General features: G+C 64.8%; 13 protein-coding genes and 1 riboswitch. Of the genes, 4 read left to right on the top strand and 9 right to left on the bottom strand.

Translation table 11 applies throughout. The features are described from left to right. Positions 1 to 73: 73 nt before the first annotated feature. Both EB75_RS25770 and EB75_RS25765 read left to right on the top strand, forming a co-directional pair. Positions 74 to 3,205 (top strand): Eco57I restriction-modification methylase domain-containing protein, encoded by a 3,132-nt coding sequence (locus EB75_RS25770; protein ID WP_142239825.1) that lies wholly within the window; start codon positions 74 to 76, stop codon positions 3,203 to 3,205. Between the two features lie 192 nt (positions 3,206 to 3,397). After that, positions 3,398 to 3,565 carry a helix-turn-helix domain-containing protein gene (locus EB75_RS25765; RefSeq protein WP_174557727.1) on the top strand — a complete coding sequence of 56 codons (168 nt, stop codon included), beginning with the start codon at positions 3,398 to 3,400 and terminating at the stop codon, positions 3,563 to 3,565. A gap of 22 nt (positions 3,566 to 3,587) precedes the next feature. Here EB75_RS25765 and lpdA read toward each other — a convergent pair whose 3' ends face one another. The 9 genes from lpdA to EB75_RS25720 all read right to left on the bottom strand — a co-directional run bounded on the left by lpdA (position 3,588) and on the right by EB75_RS25720 (position 15,811). Further along, complete coding sequence (gene lpdA, locus EB75_RS25760) at positions 3,588 to 4,955, bottom strand: dihydrolipoyl dehydrogenase (protein WP_073698082.1); 1,368 nt, start codon at positions 4,953 to 4,955, stop codon at positions 3,588 to 3,590. Then, on the bottom strand, positions 4,952 to 5,893 hold the full coding sequence (gene lipA / locus EB75_RS25755) for a lipoyl synthase (protein WP_073698081.1): 942 nt from the start codon (positions 5,891 to 5,893) through the stop codon (positions 4,952 to 4,954). The genes lpdA and lipA overlap by 4 nt, the downstream gene beginning before the upstream one ends. Positions 5,894 to 5,900: 7 nt before the next feature. Further along, entirely contained in the window at positions 5,901 to 7,277 is a 1,377-nt protein-coding gene (locus EB75_RS25750; protein WP_073698080.1) for an L-serine ammonia-lyase, read from the bottom strand. After that, a complete protein-coding gene (gene glyA / locus EB75_RS25745; protein ID WP_073698079.1) occupies positions 7,277 to 8,572 on the bottom strand; it encodes a serine hydroxymethyltransferase in 1,296 nt (431 codons plus the stop codon). Before glyA ends, EB75_RS25750 begins: the two co-directional genes overlap by 1 nt. After that, on the bottom strand, positions 8,569 to 8,973 hold the full coding sequence (gene gcvH / locus EB75_RS25740; protein ID WP_073698078.1) for a glycine cleavage system protein GcvH: 405 nt from the start codon (positions 8,971 to 8,973) through the stop codon (positions 8,569 to 8,571). The genes glyA and gcvH overlap by 4 nt, the downstream gene beginning before the upstream one ends. A 26-nt stretch (positions 8,974 to 8,999) precedes the next feature. Then, the gene (gene gcvT, locus EB75_RS25735) at positions 9,000 to 10,106 is read right to left on the bottom strand and encodes a glycine cleavage system aminomethyltransferase GcvT (protein WP_073698077.1); all 1,107 of its coding nucleotides are present in this window, start codon (positions 10,104 to 10,106) and stop codon (positions 9,000 to 9,002) included. Continuing rightward, the gene (gcvP, locus tag EB75_RS25730; protein WP_073698076.1) at positions 10,103 to 12,943 is read right to left on the bottom strand and encodes an aminomethyl-transferring glycine dehydrogenase; all 2,841 of its coding nucleotides are present in this window, start codon (positions 12,941 to 12,943) and stop codon (positions 10,103 to 10,105) included. The genes gcvT and gcvP overlap by 4 nt, the downstream gene beginning before the upstream one ends. Positions 12,944 to 13,098: 155 nt before the next feature. Next, positions 13,099 to 13,190, bottom strand: a riboswitch (glycine riboswitch). 36 nt (positions 13,191 to 13,226) lie between these two features. After that, a complete protein-coding gene (speB, locus tag EB75_RS25725) occupies positions 13,227 to 14,228 on the bottom strand; it encodes an agmatinase (protein ID WP_073698075.1) in 1,002 nt (333 codons plus the stop codon). A gap of 128 nt (positions 14,229 to 14,356) precedes the next feature. Next, positions 14,357 to 15,811, bottom strand: coding sequence for an amino acid permease (locus EB75_RS25720; RefSeq protein WP_286150321.1), 1,455 nt, complete (start codon positions 15,809 to 15,811; stop codon positions 14,357 to 14,359). A gap of 135 nt (positions 15,812 to 15,946) precedes the next feature. Here EB75_RS25720 and EB75_RS25715 point away from each other — a divergent pair, with 135 nt between their 5' ends. Both EB75_RS25715 and EB75_RS25710 read left to right on the top strand, forming a co-directional pair. Further along, the gene (locus EB75_RS25715; protein WP_083612565.1) at positions 15,947 to 16,726 is read left to right on the top strand and encodes a DKNYY domain-containing protein; all 780 of its coding nucleotides are present in this window, start codon (positions 15,947 to 15,949) and stop codon (positions 16,724 to 16,726) included. Between the two features lie 68 nt (positions 16,727 to 16,794). Continuing rightward, complete coding sequence (locus EB75_RS25710; protein WP_286150320.1) at positions 16,795 to 17,187, top strand: hypothetical protein; 393 nt, start codon at positions 16,795 to 16,797, stop codon at positions 17,185 to 17,187. Positions 17,188 to 17,303: the final 116 nt, after the last annotated feature.

Raw genomic sequence — 17,303 nt, 5'->3', positions numbered from 1 at the left:
CCATGCTGGGCAAGCCAACTCAGATGTCACCTATTCGTGCAGCAGACCCGCAGGTGACCGGCCCGGGTTTCCGTTGGCCGATCGCACCGCAACGGGCACTTCAATTGAAGCAATCGGCCAAGCGTGGCTCGATGGCTCGCAGGCGGTGGTGGGTTCTAGGCTGCACCCCATGGCAGGGTTGTTTGGGAAGAACAAGTTGCGCGAGCTGGCGCAGCAGATCGAGACGGACCAGATCATTGGTCATGTTGAGCTGGTTCGCACCTGGCAGGAGGACTACCACGGCGGCTCGTTGAAGAAGGACAACGAGACGACTCGTGAGCAGCAGTACAACCAGGACTTCTTCAAGCACATCCTGGGGTACGAGGAGAAGCCGGCCAACCCATACACCCTGACCCCGAAGGATCGGACGCCTGGAGTAAATCCGAATTTTCCGGACGGCGTGCTGCGGTATACCGACACCCCTGCTCAGATTGACAACATCTTCGCGGTTGTCGAATTGAAAGGCGCGGCAATCCACCTCGACAAGCCACAGCAACGCGAGGGCAACCTGACGCCCGTGCAACAGGCGTTCAAGTACAAGCCTCAGTACAGGTCCTGTCCATTCGTTGTGGTCAGCAACTTCTACGAGTTCCGGCTTTACAACGACAATCAGCTCGATTTCGAACGTTGGACACTCGACGATCTCATCGATCCCGAGGACGACTACGTCAAGTTCAAGTCGTGGTACGTCCTGCTCCGCGCATCGAGCATGGTCACAGCACAGGGGCAGTCTGCGACTCAAAACCTGCTGAGCACTGTTCGCCAGCAACAGGAGGAGATCGGCAAGAAGTTCTACGCCGAATACAAGGATGTCCGGATTGCGCTGCTTCAGGACATCTGGCGCAACAACCCGTCTACGCGAGGCAAGTTTGACCTTGCGATTCAGAAAGCGCAAACGATCATCGATCGCATTGTGTTCTCGTGCTTCGCCGAAGATGTGGATCTACTGCCCGAGCTGACCATCGCAAGCGTTGCCGATGAGGCAGAACGGTCGCTCTATGGCGAATCCCTGTGGGATCACTTCAAGCGGTTCTTCAAGGCAATCGACAAGGGCAGTCAGCAGCTCGGCATTCCGGCCGGATACAACGGCGGCCTGTTCGCCGAAGACCCGCTCATCGATGCCCTGGAAATCTCTGATTCGGTGATGAAGCAAGTCGCTGAACTTTCGCGGTTTGACTACCGAGAAGAGCTGCGGGTCAACGTCCTTGGGCACATCTTTGAACAGTCCATCAGTGACTTGGAGGAGATCAGGCGGAAGGTTCGCGAGGACTCCAACCCACTCAAGATCGGTGAGGCGGTACCGGGGAGACGGAAGAAAGAGGGCATCTTCTACACCCCGGACTACATCGTTCGGTTCATCGTCGACAACAGCCTGGGGGCTTATCTCCGCAAGCAAGAGCAGATGATCCAGCGCAAGCATCGGTTGACTGGGCGTTTGGGCGAGGCTGGGTACGAGGCGCGTCAGCAGGCTGCCTATCTGGAGTACCTCATCGTGCTACAAGGCATCAAGGTCATTGACATCGCCTGCGGTAGCGGCGCATTCCTGGTGAATGTCTTCGACTACCTACTGCGGGAGAACGAACGCGTCAACGAAATCCTTGGCGGCACCCTGACGTCGTTCGACGAGATGGCTCGAACGATCCTGTCGGACAACATCTTCGGCGTCGATTTGAATCCTGAATCAGTGGAGATCACCAAGCTCAGTCTATGGCTGAAGACTGCACAGAAGGGCAGGCCACTCACCTCGTTGGACAACAACATCCGGTGCGGAAACTCGGTCATCGATGATGTAGATGTGGCGGGAGAGAAGGCGTTCAACTGGCATGCCCAGTTCCCAGAGATCATGAGTGCGGGCGGCTTTGATGTCGTGGTTGGCAATCCACCGTACATCAACGCTAGGCTCATGACGCCCGACGACCGCACCTTCCTCGCGAACAAGTACAGCGACCTATCGGGCGCTTACGACATCTACGTCGTGTTCCTGTTGCATGCGCTTGAGCTCCTCAAGCCGACAGGACACTACGGGTGGATCATCCCGAACAAATTCCTGATCGCCGACTATGCGCGTAAGACGCTGGAGACGATGTCAGAGACCTCGCTGGAGACAGTGGTTAACGTGTCGACATTGGAAGTGTTCGATGGCGTTGGGGTGTACCCGATCATCATCCTGGGCGATAAGCAGAAGACCAGGTCGGCCGCGGTGGAACGCTTCAGGGTTTCCGATCCCGACGGGCTGCCAAGCTACGTCCAGCACCCGGACGAGGGGAACACACTCCGACGATTCAAGACGCTTGCCGATTTCGGCATTGAGATCAGTTCGGGGACAACTGGTTTCGAGGCGCAGGTAGTGAAGGGTCTACTGTCTGACAACGGGGGTGGGATACCGTTTGCGGTCAGCGGCGGGATTGATCCGTATCAGATCGACCGTCGTCGAGTGCCGTATATGAAAGCGATTTTCACGAATCCGACTGTGGCGCTTGGATCATCGGAAATTGCTGCCTCCAAGTATGCGTTCTGGAACGCACCGAAGATTGCCATTGCCGGGATGACTAAGCGAATTGAGGCAGTCTACGAACCTGAACCGCTCGCTCTCGGCGTGGGCGTCTACGGTATCTACAACTTCGGAAGTTTCGACCCCGATGCATTGACTGCCGTACTGAACAGCTCATTCATGAGCTTCTACCTGCGGACGGAGTTCGCAGACAAGCACCTCGCAGGTGGCTACCTCGCGATCAACAAGGGCAATATCGAGCAACTGCCGATGGTTCGTATCTCCAAGAAGGACCAAGCTGAACTGGCCGACCTGGCCAGGGCGGCATCCAAGACAATCAACACGCTGCATCAGCGGAATCTCGATGTGCTCACAGTCGTCCGCTCCGAATATGGCGGTACAAGGTGGGCGGCTCGCAAGCTGCGGTTCTGGTGGCGTCTCGACTTCGTCGCGTTCCTCGAAGTCACAAAACTCACGCTGACGCTGCAGCAAAAGGATGCGCTTCTGAGCTACTACAAGCAGGTGTCAGCTGAATGCACCGCGCTTGAGGCCGAAGCCGACGCCGCCCTCGTGAAGATTGACGAGATCGTCTATAGGGTCTTTCGGATAACCGGCGAGGAGCGGTCGGTGATAGAGGCTGTTGAGGAGTCGAGCGAAGGTCCGCTCGATCAGTAGCTGGCCAAAGAGGCCATCATCCATCTGGAATGAGCAGACCCTCGCGTCTGTCAGCCAAGAACTCTTCAAGCGCTTAGCAAATGGCCCCGAAAGTAGAGGACGAACCACCAACCGCGCTGCGTTTTGGTGCTAGCCAATTGACACCGGGTACAAGCTGGCAATCCGCTCAACGCAAACGTTGACTCCAGAAAGGTGGCACGCACCCAGACGCGCGATGATCTTGCCAGCGCCACAACGCAATACGAGCAGGCCGTGCGACAGGCCCGCGCCAACGGCTGGACCTGGGCCGAGATCGGCAGGATCCTGGGTGTGTCGCGACAGGTGCTGCACAGGCGATTCCGGCGGCGCCCGATGGATTGATCAGGCGCCGCCGGAGCCACCCTCACCCGTGCAAATGCAGCGGCGCCCCGGACACGGCCATCAGCGCCTCGCCCAGGGCCTCGTTCTGCGTCGGGTGGGCGTGGACGAAGCGGGCGGCCTCGGCTGCCTTGACGCCCAGGTTGTACAGCAGCTGGGCCTCGCCGATCAGCTCCGAGACCCCGGCGCCGATCATGTGTACACCGACAACGGTGCCCGCCGGGTCGACCACGAGTTTGACCGCACCGGATGCCTTGAGGATCTGACTGCGCCCATTGCCGGCCAGGTCGTAGGTGACGGTCTCGACGCCCTCGCCGTACTGCTCGCGGGCGGCGTCTTCGGTGAGGCCGACGGACGCGATCTCCGGATCGCAGTAGGTGACCCGGGGGATGCCGAGTTCAGCGACGGCCTCCGGTTCACGTCCGGCGATCTGCTCGGCGACGAACAAGCCCTGCTGAAATGCCCGGTGCGCCAACTGAAGTCCCGCGACGATGTCACCGATCGCATAGACGGTCGGCACGCTGGTGCGCAGCTTGTCGTCGGTCACCACGAAACCCCGGTCGAGTTCGACGCCGGCCTCTTCCAGCCCCAGATCCTCAGTACGCGGGCCACGGCCGACGGCCACCAGCAGCACTTCGGCGGTCAGCACGTCGCCGGATTCCAGTGTCACCTGCACGGACTCGTGATCGGAGGTGACGCCGGTGACGAGTGCTCCGGTCTTGGCGGTGATCTTGCGACGGCGGAACAACCGCTCCAGGTATGCCGAGATGGCGGTGTCCTCGTTGGGCACGAGCCGCGGCAGAGCTTCGACGATGGTCACCTTGGCGCCCAATGACGTCCACAGGCTGGCGAATTCGACGCCGATCACGCCGCCGCCGAGAATGATGGCCGACGACGGAATGCGGTCCAGCTCGAGTGCCTGATCACTGGTGAGCACGCGGTCCGACGTCTGGATCATGCCCGGCACCTTGGGCGCCGATCCGGTGGCCAGCACGATCGACCCGCCGGTGATGGCGGTGCCGTCCACCTCGACGGTGGTCGGCCCGGTCAGCCGGCCACGGCCGTTGATGACGGTAATGCCGAGGGCCGCAATCAAACCTGTCAAGCCCTTGTGCAGGCGCGACACCACGGTGTTCTTGAAGCCGTGCAGCTTGGTGACGTCGACGCCTTCGAACGATGCGGTGATGCCGAATTGCGCTGCGGTGCGGGCTGAGTCGGCCACTTCCGCGGCGTGCAGCAGCGCCTTGGTCGGGATGCAGCCGCGGTGCAGGCAGGTCCCGCCGACCGTGGCCTCGTCGATGAGCACGACCGAGCGTCCGAGCTGTGCGCAACGGATCGCCGCGGCGTACCCGCCCGGCCCACCGCCCAGGATGACGACGTCTGCTTCGGTCACTGTATGCTCCTCTGTTCCTGAATGACGGTGCGGGCCTGCGCGTAGAGCGCGCCCGCCCGGTACGAGGACCGCACCAGCGGTCCGGACATGACACCGAGAAAGCCGATCTCGCGAGCGGCGGTGTCGAGGTCGTCGAATTCGGCTGGCGTGAACCAGCGTTCGACCGGATGGTGCCGTGGGGACGGGCGCAGGTACTGCGTGATGGTGACCAACTCACAGCCGGCCTCGCGCAGGTCCCACAGCGCCTGCAGCGCTTCTTCGGTGGTCTCCCCCATCCCGAGGATCAGGTTCGACTTGGTGATCAGGCCTGCGCCCCGGGCCCGGGCCAGCACACCGAGCGAACGTTGGTAGTCGAAGCCCGGCCGGACGCGGCGGAAGATCCGCGGCACGGTTTCCAGGTTGTGCGCCAACACTTCTGGCGCTGCGCCGAAGACCTCGTCGAGTTGGTCGGGCGTCCCGGTGAAGTCCGGGATCAGCAGTTCGACGCCGGTACCCGGGCAGGTGGCATGGATCTGCCGGACGGTCTCGGCGTACAGCCAGGCGCCGCCGTCAGGCAGATCGTCGCGGGCCACGCCGGTCACGGTGGCGTAGCGCAACTGCATCTGTGCCACCGATTCCGCGACGCGGCGCGGTTCGTCGCGGTCCAGTTCGGCGGGCTTGCCGGTGTCGATCTGACAGAAGTCGCAGCGGCGCGTGCACTGGTCGCCGCCGATCAGGAACGTCGCTTCCCGGGATTCCCAGCATTCGAAGATGTTGGGGCAACCGGCTTCCTGGCAGACCGTGTGCAGATCATTGCGTTGCACCAGCGCGGACAGCTCGCGATACTCGGGCCCGGTGCGGACCCGAGCCTTCATCCAGGGCGGCTTGCGCTCCACCGGGGTCTGCGCATTGCGAACCTCGAGCCGCAGCAAGCGGCGCCCTTCGGGGGCGATGGTCATTTCAAACTCAGCATTCGACGACGTTGACGGTGACAGCGAGGCCCCCGGTCGAGGTTTCCTTGTACTTCGAGCTCATATCCATACCGGTGGCCCGCATGGTTTCGATGACCTGATCGAGGCTGACGCGGTGGGTACCGTCGCCACGCAGCGCCATGCGCGCGGCGTTGATGGCCTTGCCCGCGGAGATGGCGTTGCGCTCGATGCACGGGATCTGGACGAGGCCGCCGATCGGATCGCACGTCAGCCCCAGGCTGTGCTCCATCGCGATCTCGGCCGCGTTCTCGACTTGTTGCGGTGTGCCACCGAGGATTTCGGCGAGTCCCCCTGCCGCCATGGACGCCGCGGACCCGACCTCTCCCTGGCAACCCACTTCGGCGCCGGAGATCGACGCACGTTCTTTGTACAGCGACCCGATGGCACCGGCGGTCAGCAGGAAGCGGACGGTGGCGTCATCGGGGTCGGCCTTACCCGGGGACGTGTAGTGCAAGGCGTAGTACAGGACAGCGGGAATGATGCCGGCGGCACCGTTGGTCGGTGCCGTGACGATACGTCCGCCCGAGGCATTCTCCTCGTTCACGGCCAGTGCAACGAGATTCACCCAATCCTCGGCGAACGCCGGATCCCGCTGCGGGTCTTCGGCGTCGAGGCGCAGGAACCAGTCCTTGGCCCGCCTGCGCACCATCAGGTTGCCGGGCAGGTAGCCGTCACGGGACATCCCGTTGGTCGCACAGGCGACCATGACGTCGCGGATGTGCAGCAGACGCTCACGGACCTCGGCGTCGGTGCGGACCGCCGATTCCTGGCGCATCATGACCTGACTGATGGAGCTGCCCTCGCGCACCGTGAGGTTCAGCAATTCGGCCGCCGAGGTGAAACTGCCGGCACTGCAGGCACTTTCGGTCGGGTGCGCCATGTCTTCTTCGGTGACGACGAAGCCGCCACCCACCGAGAAGTACGTCTGCCGGTAGAGCACTCCGCCGTGCACCGACATGGCCGTCACCGTCATCGCGTTCGGATGGCCATCGAGCTGCTGCTCCGGGTGCAGCGCCATGTCGGATTCGGTGAGCGCGAGGACGATCCGGCCGCCCAGCCGGATCTTGCCGTCGGCCCGGATGACCTTGAGGCGTTGTTCCATCTCGTCGGTCTCGATGGTCTCGGGCCGGTAGCCCTCCAACCCGAGCAGGATCGCCGGCATGGTCCCGTGGCCGGCACCGGTGGCGGCCAGCGACCCGTACAGGTCGACCCGGACGTCGGTGACGTGGTCGACCACATCGCGCGCGACGAGTTCGTCGACGAACATGCCGGCCGCCCGCATCGGGCCGACGGTGTGTGAACTCGACGGCCCGATCCCCACGGAAAACAGGTCGAACACGCTGATGGCCATTACAACTCGCCCCGGCTGAGCCGGGAATCCAATCCTGGGTAAAGCGGGAACTGTTCGGCCAGCGTACGCACCTGCGCGGCAAGATGTTCGGTATCGGCGTCACCATCTGCGATCAGTGCCGCGGCGATGACGTCGGCGACGCGTGCGAACTCCTCGTCACCGAACCCGCGGGCAGCCAGGGCCGGGGTCCCGATACGCAGCCCCGACGTGACCATGGGCGGCCGCGGATCGAACGGCACCGCGTTGCGGTTGACGGTGATGCCGACGGCGTCGAGCCGGTCCTCGGCCTGCTGGCCGTCGATGGCGGCGTTGCGCAGGTCCACCAGCACGAGGTGCACATCGGTACCGCCGGTGAGGACGGTGATGCCGGCAGCTTTCACATCTGGCTGGCTCAGCCTGTCGGCGAGAATCTGCGCACCCCGCAGCACGCGCTGCTGGCGTTCGACGAATTCCGGCTGAGCGGCCATCTTGAAACCGACTGCCTTGGCGGCGATCACGTGCTCGAGCGGACCACCCTGCTGCCCGGGGAACACCGCGGAGTTGATCTTCTTGGCGATGTCGGCCTCGTTGGTCAGGATGACGCCACCGCGAGGTCCACCGAGGGTCTTGTGCGTCGTCGAGGTCACCACGTGGGCGTGCGGCACCGGGGACGGATGCAGCCCCGCGGCGACCAGCCCGGCGAAGTGCGCCATGTCCACCATCAGGTAGGCACCGACCTCGTCGGCGATCTCCCGGAACCGGGCGAAGTCCAGCTGTCGTGGGTACGCCGACCAGCCGGCGATGATCAACTGCGGCTTGTGTTCGCGCGCCGCCTCGGCGACCGCATCCATGTCGATGAGGTAGTCCTCTTTCGACACCCCGTACGCCGCGACGTTGTAGAGCTTGCCGGAGAAGTTGAGCCGCATGCCGTGCGTGAGGTGCCCACCGCAGTCCAGGGACAGACCGAGGATCGTGTCGCCCGGTTTGATCAGCGCATGCATCACCGCGGCGTTGGCCTGCGCACCCGAATGCGGTTGCACGTTGGCGAATTCGGCACCGAACAGGTCCTTGACCCGGCCGATGGCGAGCCGCTCGATGACATCGATGTGTTCGCAGCCACCGTAGTAGCGGCGGCCCGGATAGCCCTCCGCGTACTTGTTGGTCAGTACTGACCCCTGAGCCTGCATGACCGCCAGCGGGGCATGGTTTTCCGAAGCGATCATCTCCAGACCGAGACGCTGGCGGTGCAGCTCGTCACCTATCGCCGCGGCGATCTCGGGGTCGAAGTCCGCGAGCCGTTCATCGAGGATGCTCATGGCTGGCTCTCGTTCTGCTCGGCGTATTCGGCTGCGGTCAAGAGGTTTCCGGCCTCGGTGGCTTGCACCTCGAACAACCAGCCGGCCTCGTACGGGTCGGCCGTGATGATGCTGGGATCGTCGACGGCGGCGGTGTTGATCGCCGTGACCGTGCCGCTCACCGGCGGGTACAGCTCCGAGACCGTCTTGGTCGACTCCACCTCGCCGCAGGTTTCGCCGGCGGTGATGGCTGTCCCGACCTCGGGCAGGTCGACGTACACCAGGTCACCCAGGGCCGCGGCGGCGACCGAGGTGATGCCGACCCGCACCGGCGTATCGGGAAGGGCGGCGCCGGGTGCGACGAGCACCCATTCGTGTTCCTCGGTGTAGCTGCGATCGTCGGGAATGGTGTTGGTGGCCATGGTGATCCTTGTCTGAAGTAGGAGTGTCAGGAACGGCGGTAGAACGGCGCGGATGTGACTTCGAAGGGCTCTTTGCGGCCGCGGACATCGACCTGCACCTTGGTGCCCGGTTCGGCCAGTGCGGCATCGAGATAGGCCAGTGCGACGGGGTATCCGAGGGTCGGTGACAGCGTGCCCGAGGTCACGGTTCCGACAACTGCCTCGTCGTTCTGGTGCACGGTGTAGCCGGCGCGGGCGGCGCGTCGCGTGTCACCCTTGAGGCCGACCAGCACCTGCTGCACGGGCTGCTCGGAAAGCTCCCGCAGCGCATCGCGTCCGACAAAGTCCTTGCCGAGGCGCACCACTTTGCCGAGGCCGGCCTGGTAGGGGTTGGTGGACATGGTCAGCTCGTGTCCGTAGAGCGCCATGCCGGCCTCCAACCGCAACGTGTCGCGGCAGGCCAGGCCCGCAGGGACGCCGCCCGCCTCGGTTGTCGCCGCGAGCAGGGCCTGCCACAGGGCGACGGACTGGGCGTTGGACACATACAGTTCGAAGCCGTCCTCACCGGTGTAGCCGGTGCGCGCCAGCAGCACTTCGATGCCGGCCACCTGGGCCGCCGCCACGGCGTAGTACTTGAGGTCGGCAACGGTGGCACGCTGGTCTGGCGGCACCAGTGCGCTGACGATGGCCTCGGACGCCGGTCCCTGTACGGCGATGAGCGCGGTCTCCAGCGACTGGTCGTCGACCTGGGCATCGAATTGTTCTGCGCGGCTGACCAGTTCGCGCGCGACGGTCGGTGCGTTGGCAGCGTTGGCGACCACGAGGAAGTGCTCGTCGCCCAGCCGGTAGACCACCAGATCGTCGATGACTCCGCCGTCGGCATCGCACATCAGCGAGTACTTGGCCCGTCCGAGGCCGATCTTGGAGGCCTCACCGGCCAACGCGAAGTCCAGGGCAGCAGCCGCCTGCGGTCCAGTGACTGCGATTTCACCCATGTGCGACAGGTCGAACAGGCCCGCTACCTCGCGCACGGCGCGATGCTCAGCGAGCTCACTGCCGTATTTCAGCGGCATTTCCCAGCCGGCGAAGTCGGTGAAACTGGCTGCCAACGAACGATGTTCGTCCAGCAGCGGGGATGCGGGGGTGGTGGTCATGCAAAAACTTCCTCGAGGATTTCAGCGGATTCGATCTGGAACGCTTCGGGTGCGGGGCACGAGCAGGCGAGATTGCGGTCACCGTGGGCGCCGTCGATGCGGCGAACCGGCGGCCAGTACTTGTTGCGCCGCAGTGTCGCAACGGGATACGCGGCATACTGCCGGCTGTAGGGCAGCGTCCACTCAGCGTCGGTGACCTGCTCGGCGGTGTGCGGGGCCTGGCGTAGCGGGCTCTGCTCGAGCGTCCACTCTCCTGAGCCGACCCGGCTGATCTCGTCGTGAATGCCGATCATCGCCGCGATGAAGCGATCCAGTTCGGTCAGGTCTTCGGACTCGGTGGGTTCGACCATCAGGGTGCCGTTGACCGGGAACGACAGCGTCGGCGCGTGGAAACCGTAGTCGATCAACCGTTTTGCGACGTCTTCTGCCGTCACGCCGGTGCGCTTGGTGATCTCGCGCAGGTCCAGGATGCACTCGTGCGCGACCAGTCCGGTCTCGCCCGCGTACAGCACGGGGTACCGGTCACCGAGCGTCGCAGCAAGGTAGTTGGCCGCCAGCACCGCGGTTTTCGTGGCTGCCGTCAGCCCGTCCGGACCCATCAGTGCCAGGTAGGCCCACGTGATCGGCAGGATGCCGGCGGAACCGTAGTTGGCCGCCGACACCGGGCCGGGGCTGTCGACGGCCAGCGGATCGCCCGGCAGGAACGGCGCCAGGTGCGCCCGTACCGCGACGGGACCCACACCGGGACCGCCGCCGCCGTGCGGGATGCAGAACGTCTTGTGCAGGTTCAGATGCGAAACATCGCCGCCGAACTCACCTGGCTTGGCCAGGCCGACAAGGGCATTCAGGTTGGCGCCGTCGACGTAGACCTGCCCGCCGGCGTTGTGCACCAGGTCGCACACTGTGCGCACGTCGGCCTCGTACACGCCGTGGGTGGACGGGTACGTGAGCATGATCGCCGCGACCCGGCCGTCGTGGTCGGCGAGCTTGGCCTCGAGATCGTCGTGGTCGATGTTGCCGTTGGCTGCCGTCTTGACCACCACGACACGCATGCCGGCAAGCACGGCCGACGCCGCGTTGGTGCCGTGTGCCGACTGCGGGATCAGACAGACGTCACGGTCCACGTCGCCGCGGGAGCGATGGTAGGCGTTGATGGCCAGCAGGCCGGCCAGCTCACCCTGCGATCCGGCATTGGGCTGCAACGAAACCCGGTCGTAGCCGGTGATCTCGGACAGCCAGTCCTCAAGGTTGCCGATCAGCTCGAGGTACCCGGCCGTCTGCTCGGCCGGCGCGTACGGATGAATGCCGGCGAACCCGGGCCAGCTGATCGGTTCCATCTCGGCGGCAGCGTTGAGCTTCATGGTGCACGAGCCCAGCGGGATCATGGTGCGGTCCAGCGCGAGGTCCTTGTCGGACAGTTCGCGCAGGAAGCGCAGCATCGCCGTCTCGGACCGGTGCGAGTGAAACACCGGGTGCTGCAAATATTCCGAGGTGCGCAGCACCGCGTCGGGCAGCGCGATCGCGTTCGAGGCGACACGCTCCGCACCGAAGACCGCGAGTACCCGCCGGATCACGTCGTCGGTGGTGCACTCATCGCAGGCGATGGCGACATGATCGTCGTCGACGAGACGCAGGTTGATGCCGGCGTCGTCGGCCGCTGCCACGATCTGCGCTGCCTCACCCGGCACCCGCACCAGAACGGTGTCGAAGAAGTTCTCGTGCACCACTTCCCGACCCGCTGCCCGCAGTCCGGCAGCCAGCGCGACGGCGTGGGCATGCACCTGAGATGCGATGGCGCGCAACCCTTCCGGGCCGTGGTAGGCGGCGTACATGGCCGCGACATTGGCCAGCAGCGCCTGCGCGGTGCAGATGTTGCTGGTCGCCTTGTCGCGGCGGATGTGCTGTTCGCGGGTCTGCAGCGCCAGCCGGTAGGCGGGCTTGCCGTCGACGTCGACCGAGACCCCGACCAGACGTCCCGGCAGCATGCGCTCCAGACCGGCCCGCACCGACATGTAGCCGGCGTGCGGACCACCGAAGAACAGCGGCACGCCGAACCGCTGCGCCGAACCGACGGCGATATCGGCACCCAGTTCACCGGGTGCGGTCAGCAGCGTCAAGGAGAGCAGGTCAGCAGCGACCGCGGTGAACATGCCGCGGTCCCGCGCCGCCGCAATCATCGGCGCGAGGTTGCGTACAGCACCGCTGGCCCCCGGGGCCTGGAAGACGACGCCGAAGGCGTCACCGTCCGGCAGCGCATCGGTTAGGTCGGCGAGCACGACGTCGATGCCGACCGCCTCGGCCCGCCCACGCACCACAGCGAGGGTCTGGGGCAGGCAATCAGCATCGAGCACAACACGATTCGACTTCGAAGTCTTGTTGGCCCGGCGCATGAGGAGCACGGCTTCCATCACCGCGGTGGCCTCGTCGAGCAGCGACGCACCGGCCACCGGCAGCGCAGTGAGGTCTTCGATGACGGTCTGGAACGTCAGCAGCGCTTCCAGGCGGCCCTGCGAGATCTCGGGCTGGTACGGGGTGTAGGCGGTGTACCAGGCCGGAGATTCCAGCATGTTCCGGCGGAGCACCGGCGGGGTGATGGTGTCGTAGTAGCCCAGGCCAATCATCTGGATCCGCGTCTGGTTGCGGTCCGCCAGAGCGCGCAGCGCGCCGAGCACCTGCTGCTCGGAACGTGCCGCCGGTAGCTGCAGACCGTCGGTGCACCGAATCTGCTCCGGCACGGCGGCATCGATCAGATCATCGAGCGACGCGTATCCGAGGACATTGAGCATGTGACGTTGGCCGGCGCCGTCGGGGCCGATGTGGCGGTCAGGAAAAGACATGAGGTGACTCCGGTTCGCGGGGCGCCGAAACTGCTCGACGCATCGGTGGGTTGCACCTCCCCGCTCTGTCCTGACACCTGAGAGTTTTCGCGCCGGAGCGCTGTTCACCTTCGGTAAGCGTGGATCGACGGATCCGCGCTGTTCTCCAGAGTTGCCTCGACGCTGCGGTATTTGGGCCTGAGAGATTCCCGGGGAGGAGTTGCTCCTACGGCGCCTCCGTTTCCGGAGGTTCTCCCACAGCGCGTTGACGGCGTATTCAGTTGTCTGCGGCAATCGTAGCCTGTCAGGTCAGCGCGGTCGCAACCTCGCCGTTGACCGGCAGGCCGGTCCGTGCTCCGGCAGCCATCAGCGAAATGATGTCGAATACCAGCGTTGCCGCTGCGACACAGGTGATTTCGGCGTGATCGTAGGCCGGCGCCACCTCGACGACGTCGGCCCCGACGATGTTGAGGCCAGTCATCTTGCGCAGCATCTTCAGCAGCTCGCGGGACGTGAGGCCGCCCGACTCGGGCGTGCCGGTGCCCGGCGCAAAAGCCGGGTCGAGTACGTCGATGTCGATGGACAGGTACACCGGCACATCGGCGACCCGCCGCCGGACCACGTCGATGGCCGCGTCGATACCGATGACGTCCAGGTCACCGGCGCGGATGATCTTGAAGCCCATGCGGGCGTCGTCGTCCAGGTCCATCTGGTCGTAGATCGGGCCGCGGATACCAACGTGGATCGAGTGGTCCTCGATCAGCAGACCTTCCTCGAACGCGCGCCGGAAGATGGTGCCATGCGTGACCGGGGCGTTGAAGTACGTGTCCCAGGTGTCGAGGTGTGCGTCGAAATGCACCAGTGCGACGGGGCCGTGTTTGGCATGCAGCGCACGGAGATTCGGCAGCGCGATGGTGTGGTCGCCACCGATGGACACGATGCGCCGGTCGCCACCGCGGAGGATCTCGGCGGCATGGTCCTGGATCTGCTGGCAGGCCTCTTCGATGTTGTAGGGCGTCACGGCGACGTCACCGGCGTCGACCACCTGCAGCTCCTGCACGGGGGCGACGCCGAGCTCGACGTGGTAACCGGGACGCAGGGTGCGCGCCGCCTGGCGGACTGCCATGGGGCCGAACCGGGCGCCGGGACGGTACGAGGTACCGCCGTCGAACGGCACACCGAGGATGGCGATGTCGTAGTCGGACACCTCGTTGATGTCGGCGATGCGGGCGAATGTGCCCTTGCCCGCGTAGCGGGGCACCTTGGTGGCGGGCACTGCACCGATGATGTTGTCTCGCGTGCTCATCTGTGTTGTTCAGCCTCTCGACTCGCGGGGTGTTCCATTGCCAACATTGCTTCCTCTGACGGCAGGTTGAAAGCGGTTTTCGCCATAAGCCCTCGGGGTCCGTTTGAGCATTCGCACAACCGGGGTCGTCACAGTCGTTCGCCGACGGGTTCGGTGATCCGGTTGCGGCAGCGGGCGTACACGACGGCACCGACGATCCCCAGGCTCACCAGGCTGATCACCATGCTCCAGTTCACGAACCAGGGTTGCCCGGGCTGCGTACGCGGCCACAGGACATTGATCACCTCAAAGGCCAGCCATGCGGCCGCCGCGTACGTCACCGGGGCGCCCCAGCGTCCCAGCGAGAAGACACCGGGCACCCAACGTCCGGCCAGGCGGGTGAGCGCGGCCGCGAAAACCGGTACGGCAAAAGCGATGTAGGGGCCCATGACCGAGAAGTTGACGAGCACGTTGTAGAGGTCGGAGCCGGCGAACAGCAGGAAGAACGCCGCGACGACGGCGGTGAGTCCGATGGCCCGGATCGGCATGCGCTCAGGTCCGCCGAGCTTCGACAGGAACTCGGCGCCGGGAAGGGCGCGGTCGCGGGCCATGCCGTAGACGGCCCGCGAGACCGCCGACTGCACGGCCAGGCACGCGGACATGAAGCCGATGACGAACATCAGCAGCAGTGGTTTCGCGATCGATGAGCCGAGCTGCGCCGTCAGCGTCGCCGACACGGGGTCACCGCTCTGCGCGGTCAGCACAGCCGACAGATCCGGGATCGCGAGGATGACCGCGGCGGCGGAGTACATGACGATGACCCCGACCAGCAGCAGCGCGAAGATGATGGCCCTGGGCACGTTGCGCTCGGGGTTCTCCACCTCTTCGGCGATCGAGCCGGCGGATTCGAAGCCCAGGAACGCCCATCCCACGAACGCGACGGCGACGAGCATCGTGCTCATGGTGCTGCCGGAGCCGTCGGGCAGACCGTCGAACAGCGTGGAGACCGGGTTGACGCGGTGGAAGAGCAACAGGACGGTGCCCAGACCAACCGAGCCGACGATCTCGCAGATGATGCTGGCGACGATCATGACCTTGAGCACCTGCCTGCCGATCATGTTGGCCGCGGTGGTGAAGCAGATGACGCCGATCGAGACGGCGGCCAGCAGCCACCGGCTGGGCGATTCGACACCGAACACCTCGAGGATGAATCCGGCGGCGGCATACGCCATGGTGGACAGTGTCAGCGTCAGGCCCCAGATGTACGCCCACGCGGCCGTCCACCCCCACGTCGTGCCTTTGGCGTGCCGGGCCCACTGGTAGACGCTGCCGGCGTACGGAAAGCGCGATGCCAGCTCACCGAAGACCAGGGCCACCAGCAATTGGCCGCACAGCACGATGGGGAATGCCCAGAAGAATCGCGGACCAGCGGCGAACAGGCCGAGTGCGAAGATCGCGTACAACGCCACGATGGGCGAGATGTCGGCGAAGGCCAGCGACAGCGCGGCGCGAAACCCGAAGCCGCGGTTGAGAATGTCGTGGCCACGTTCGCGGGGACCAGCCCCTACGCCGTCGGCAGTGCTCTCCAGGCTCTGAGTTCCCACCAGTGTCCTTCCAGTTCGTGCGCAAGTAGGCCCAAGCCTGATGAGCGCGGCCTCGCCGGGACAGCCGCCAAAAGATAGATGCGTGGCCACGGACTTTGTGCGAACGTCTAAACCGGGGCGGCAGGAGGTGGACAGGTGCGTCGATGGATTACCGCGCTGGCCGTCTCGGCATTGGTCGTCGCGCCGGGGTGCAGTCCCAAGGTCGTCGGCGGGTACTACGTCGAGGACGACAAGGTCTACTGGACCAGCGGCATCGACTCGTCACCTCGGGTCGTCGCCGGCGCCGACCCCGACTCCTTCCACAAACTCTCCAGCGGCTACGCCCGGGACAAGTCCCACGCCTATTACCGCGGCGCTGAGATTGCCGGCGCCGACGTCGCGACCTTCGATTGGCTGAACTACGGCTGGGCGAAGGACCGCAACCACATCTGGGCGGGCACCCTGCCCCTCAGCAGCGACCCCGACCACTTCGTGATCATCAACGGTGATCTGGCGAAAGACGGTCGTGCCGTCTACTGCAATAACCGTGAGATTTCGGACGACCCGGCCCACTTCGAGATCCTGCACTTCTCCCCCGATGACCGAAACTTGGACTACACCAAGGACATTCGCACCGTGTTCTACCGGTGCGAGGCGATCCCCGGCGCCGACGCGGCCACCTTCCGTCGACTCAATGACAGCGTCTTCAACTACGCGGTCGACGCTCAGCGTGCTTACTACCAGAACCGGGCGATCGCCGGCGCCGACCCGCGCACGTTCCGCGTGCTGTACGACACCGCCAACGAAGGTTGCGCCGCCGACGCACAGCACGCGTACCGCTGGGACACCGTCATCCCTGATGTGAATCCGCGCGATTTCCCATCCGGCAAGCCGGTAACAGGGTGCGACGCGACCCAGGTTACGTTCGGACCATGACGGATGCCTCGAACGAACCCAGGCGCCGCGGTCTGCGGCCACGGCTCGTCATCGGTGCCGCGGTCGGTGTGGTTGCGCTCATCGTGTTGGCAGTTGTCGCCGTGAAAACCAACGGGTTCGGCCTCGTGGGTCCGGCGCCGCGCCAGGCTCAGGACGTCGCGCGGGACAGATGCGAGGCCGATGTGCGCAAGCAGTTGGCATCACCCATGTCAGCGCAACTTTCTGGCGTACACGCGGTGGTCGGCACGCTGGAGTCCGACGGTCGAGATCTGTTCCCGCTCACGATGAACGAACCGTTGAAAGGCATTGACCAGTCCCGCATCACCGTATGGAACGTCTCGGGAACCGTTGATGCCAAAGCCGAAGCCGGCGGCACGATTCACGATGCCTTCACGTGCCGCGCCTATTTCGTCGACGGCGACCTGGCCGACACCTTGGTGCTGTTCGACCACGCACACTAGGTATCTGGTTCACTCCGGCGGTGGGATACATCGTCGAATACCCCTGAAAGTGAAGTGGTCCCCGGATGAACCGCCCCAGGTTTGATGCCGCTGCTGTTTGAGTCCGGAAGGATGAG

The organism is Mycobacterium sp. ST-F2 (assembly GCF_001905655.1).
GTDB lineage: Bacteria > Actinomycetota > Actinomycetes > Mycobacteriales > Mycobacteriaceae > Mycobacterium.
This window is presented reverse-complemented; position numbering and strand designations above follow the sequence as displayed.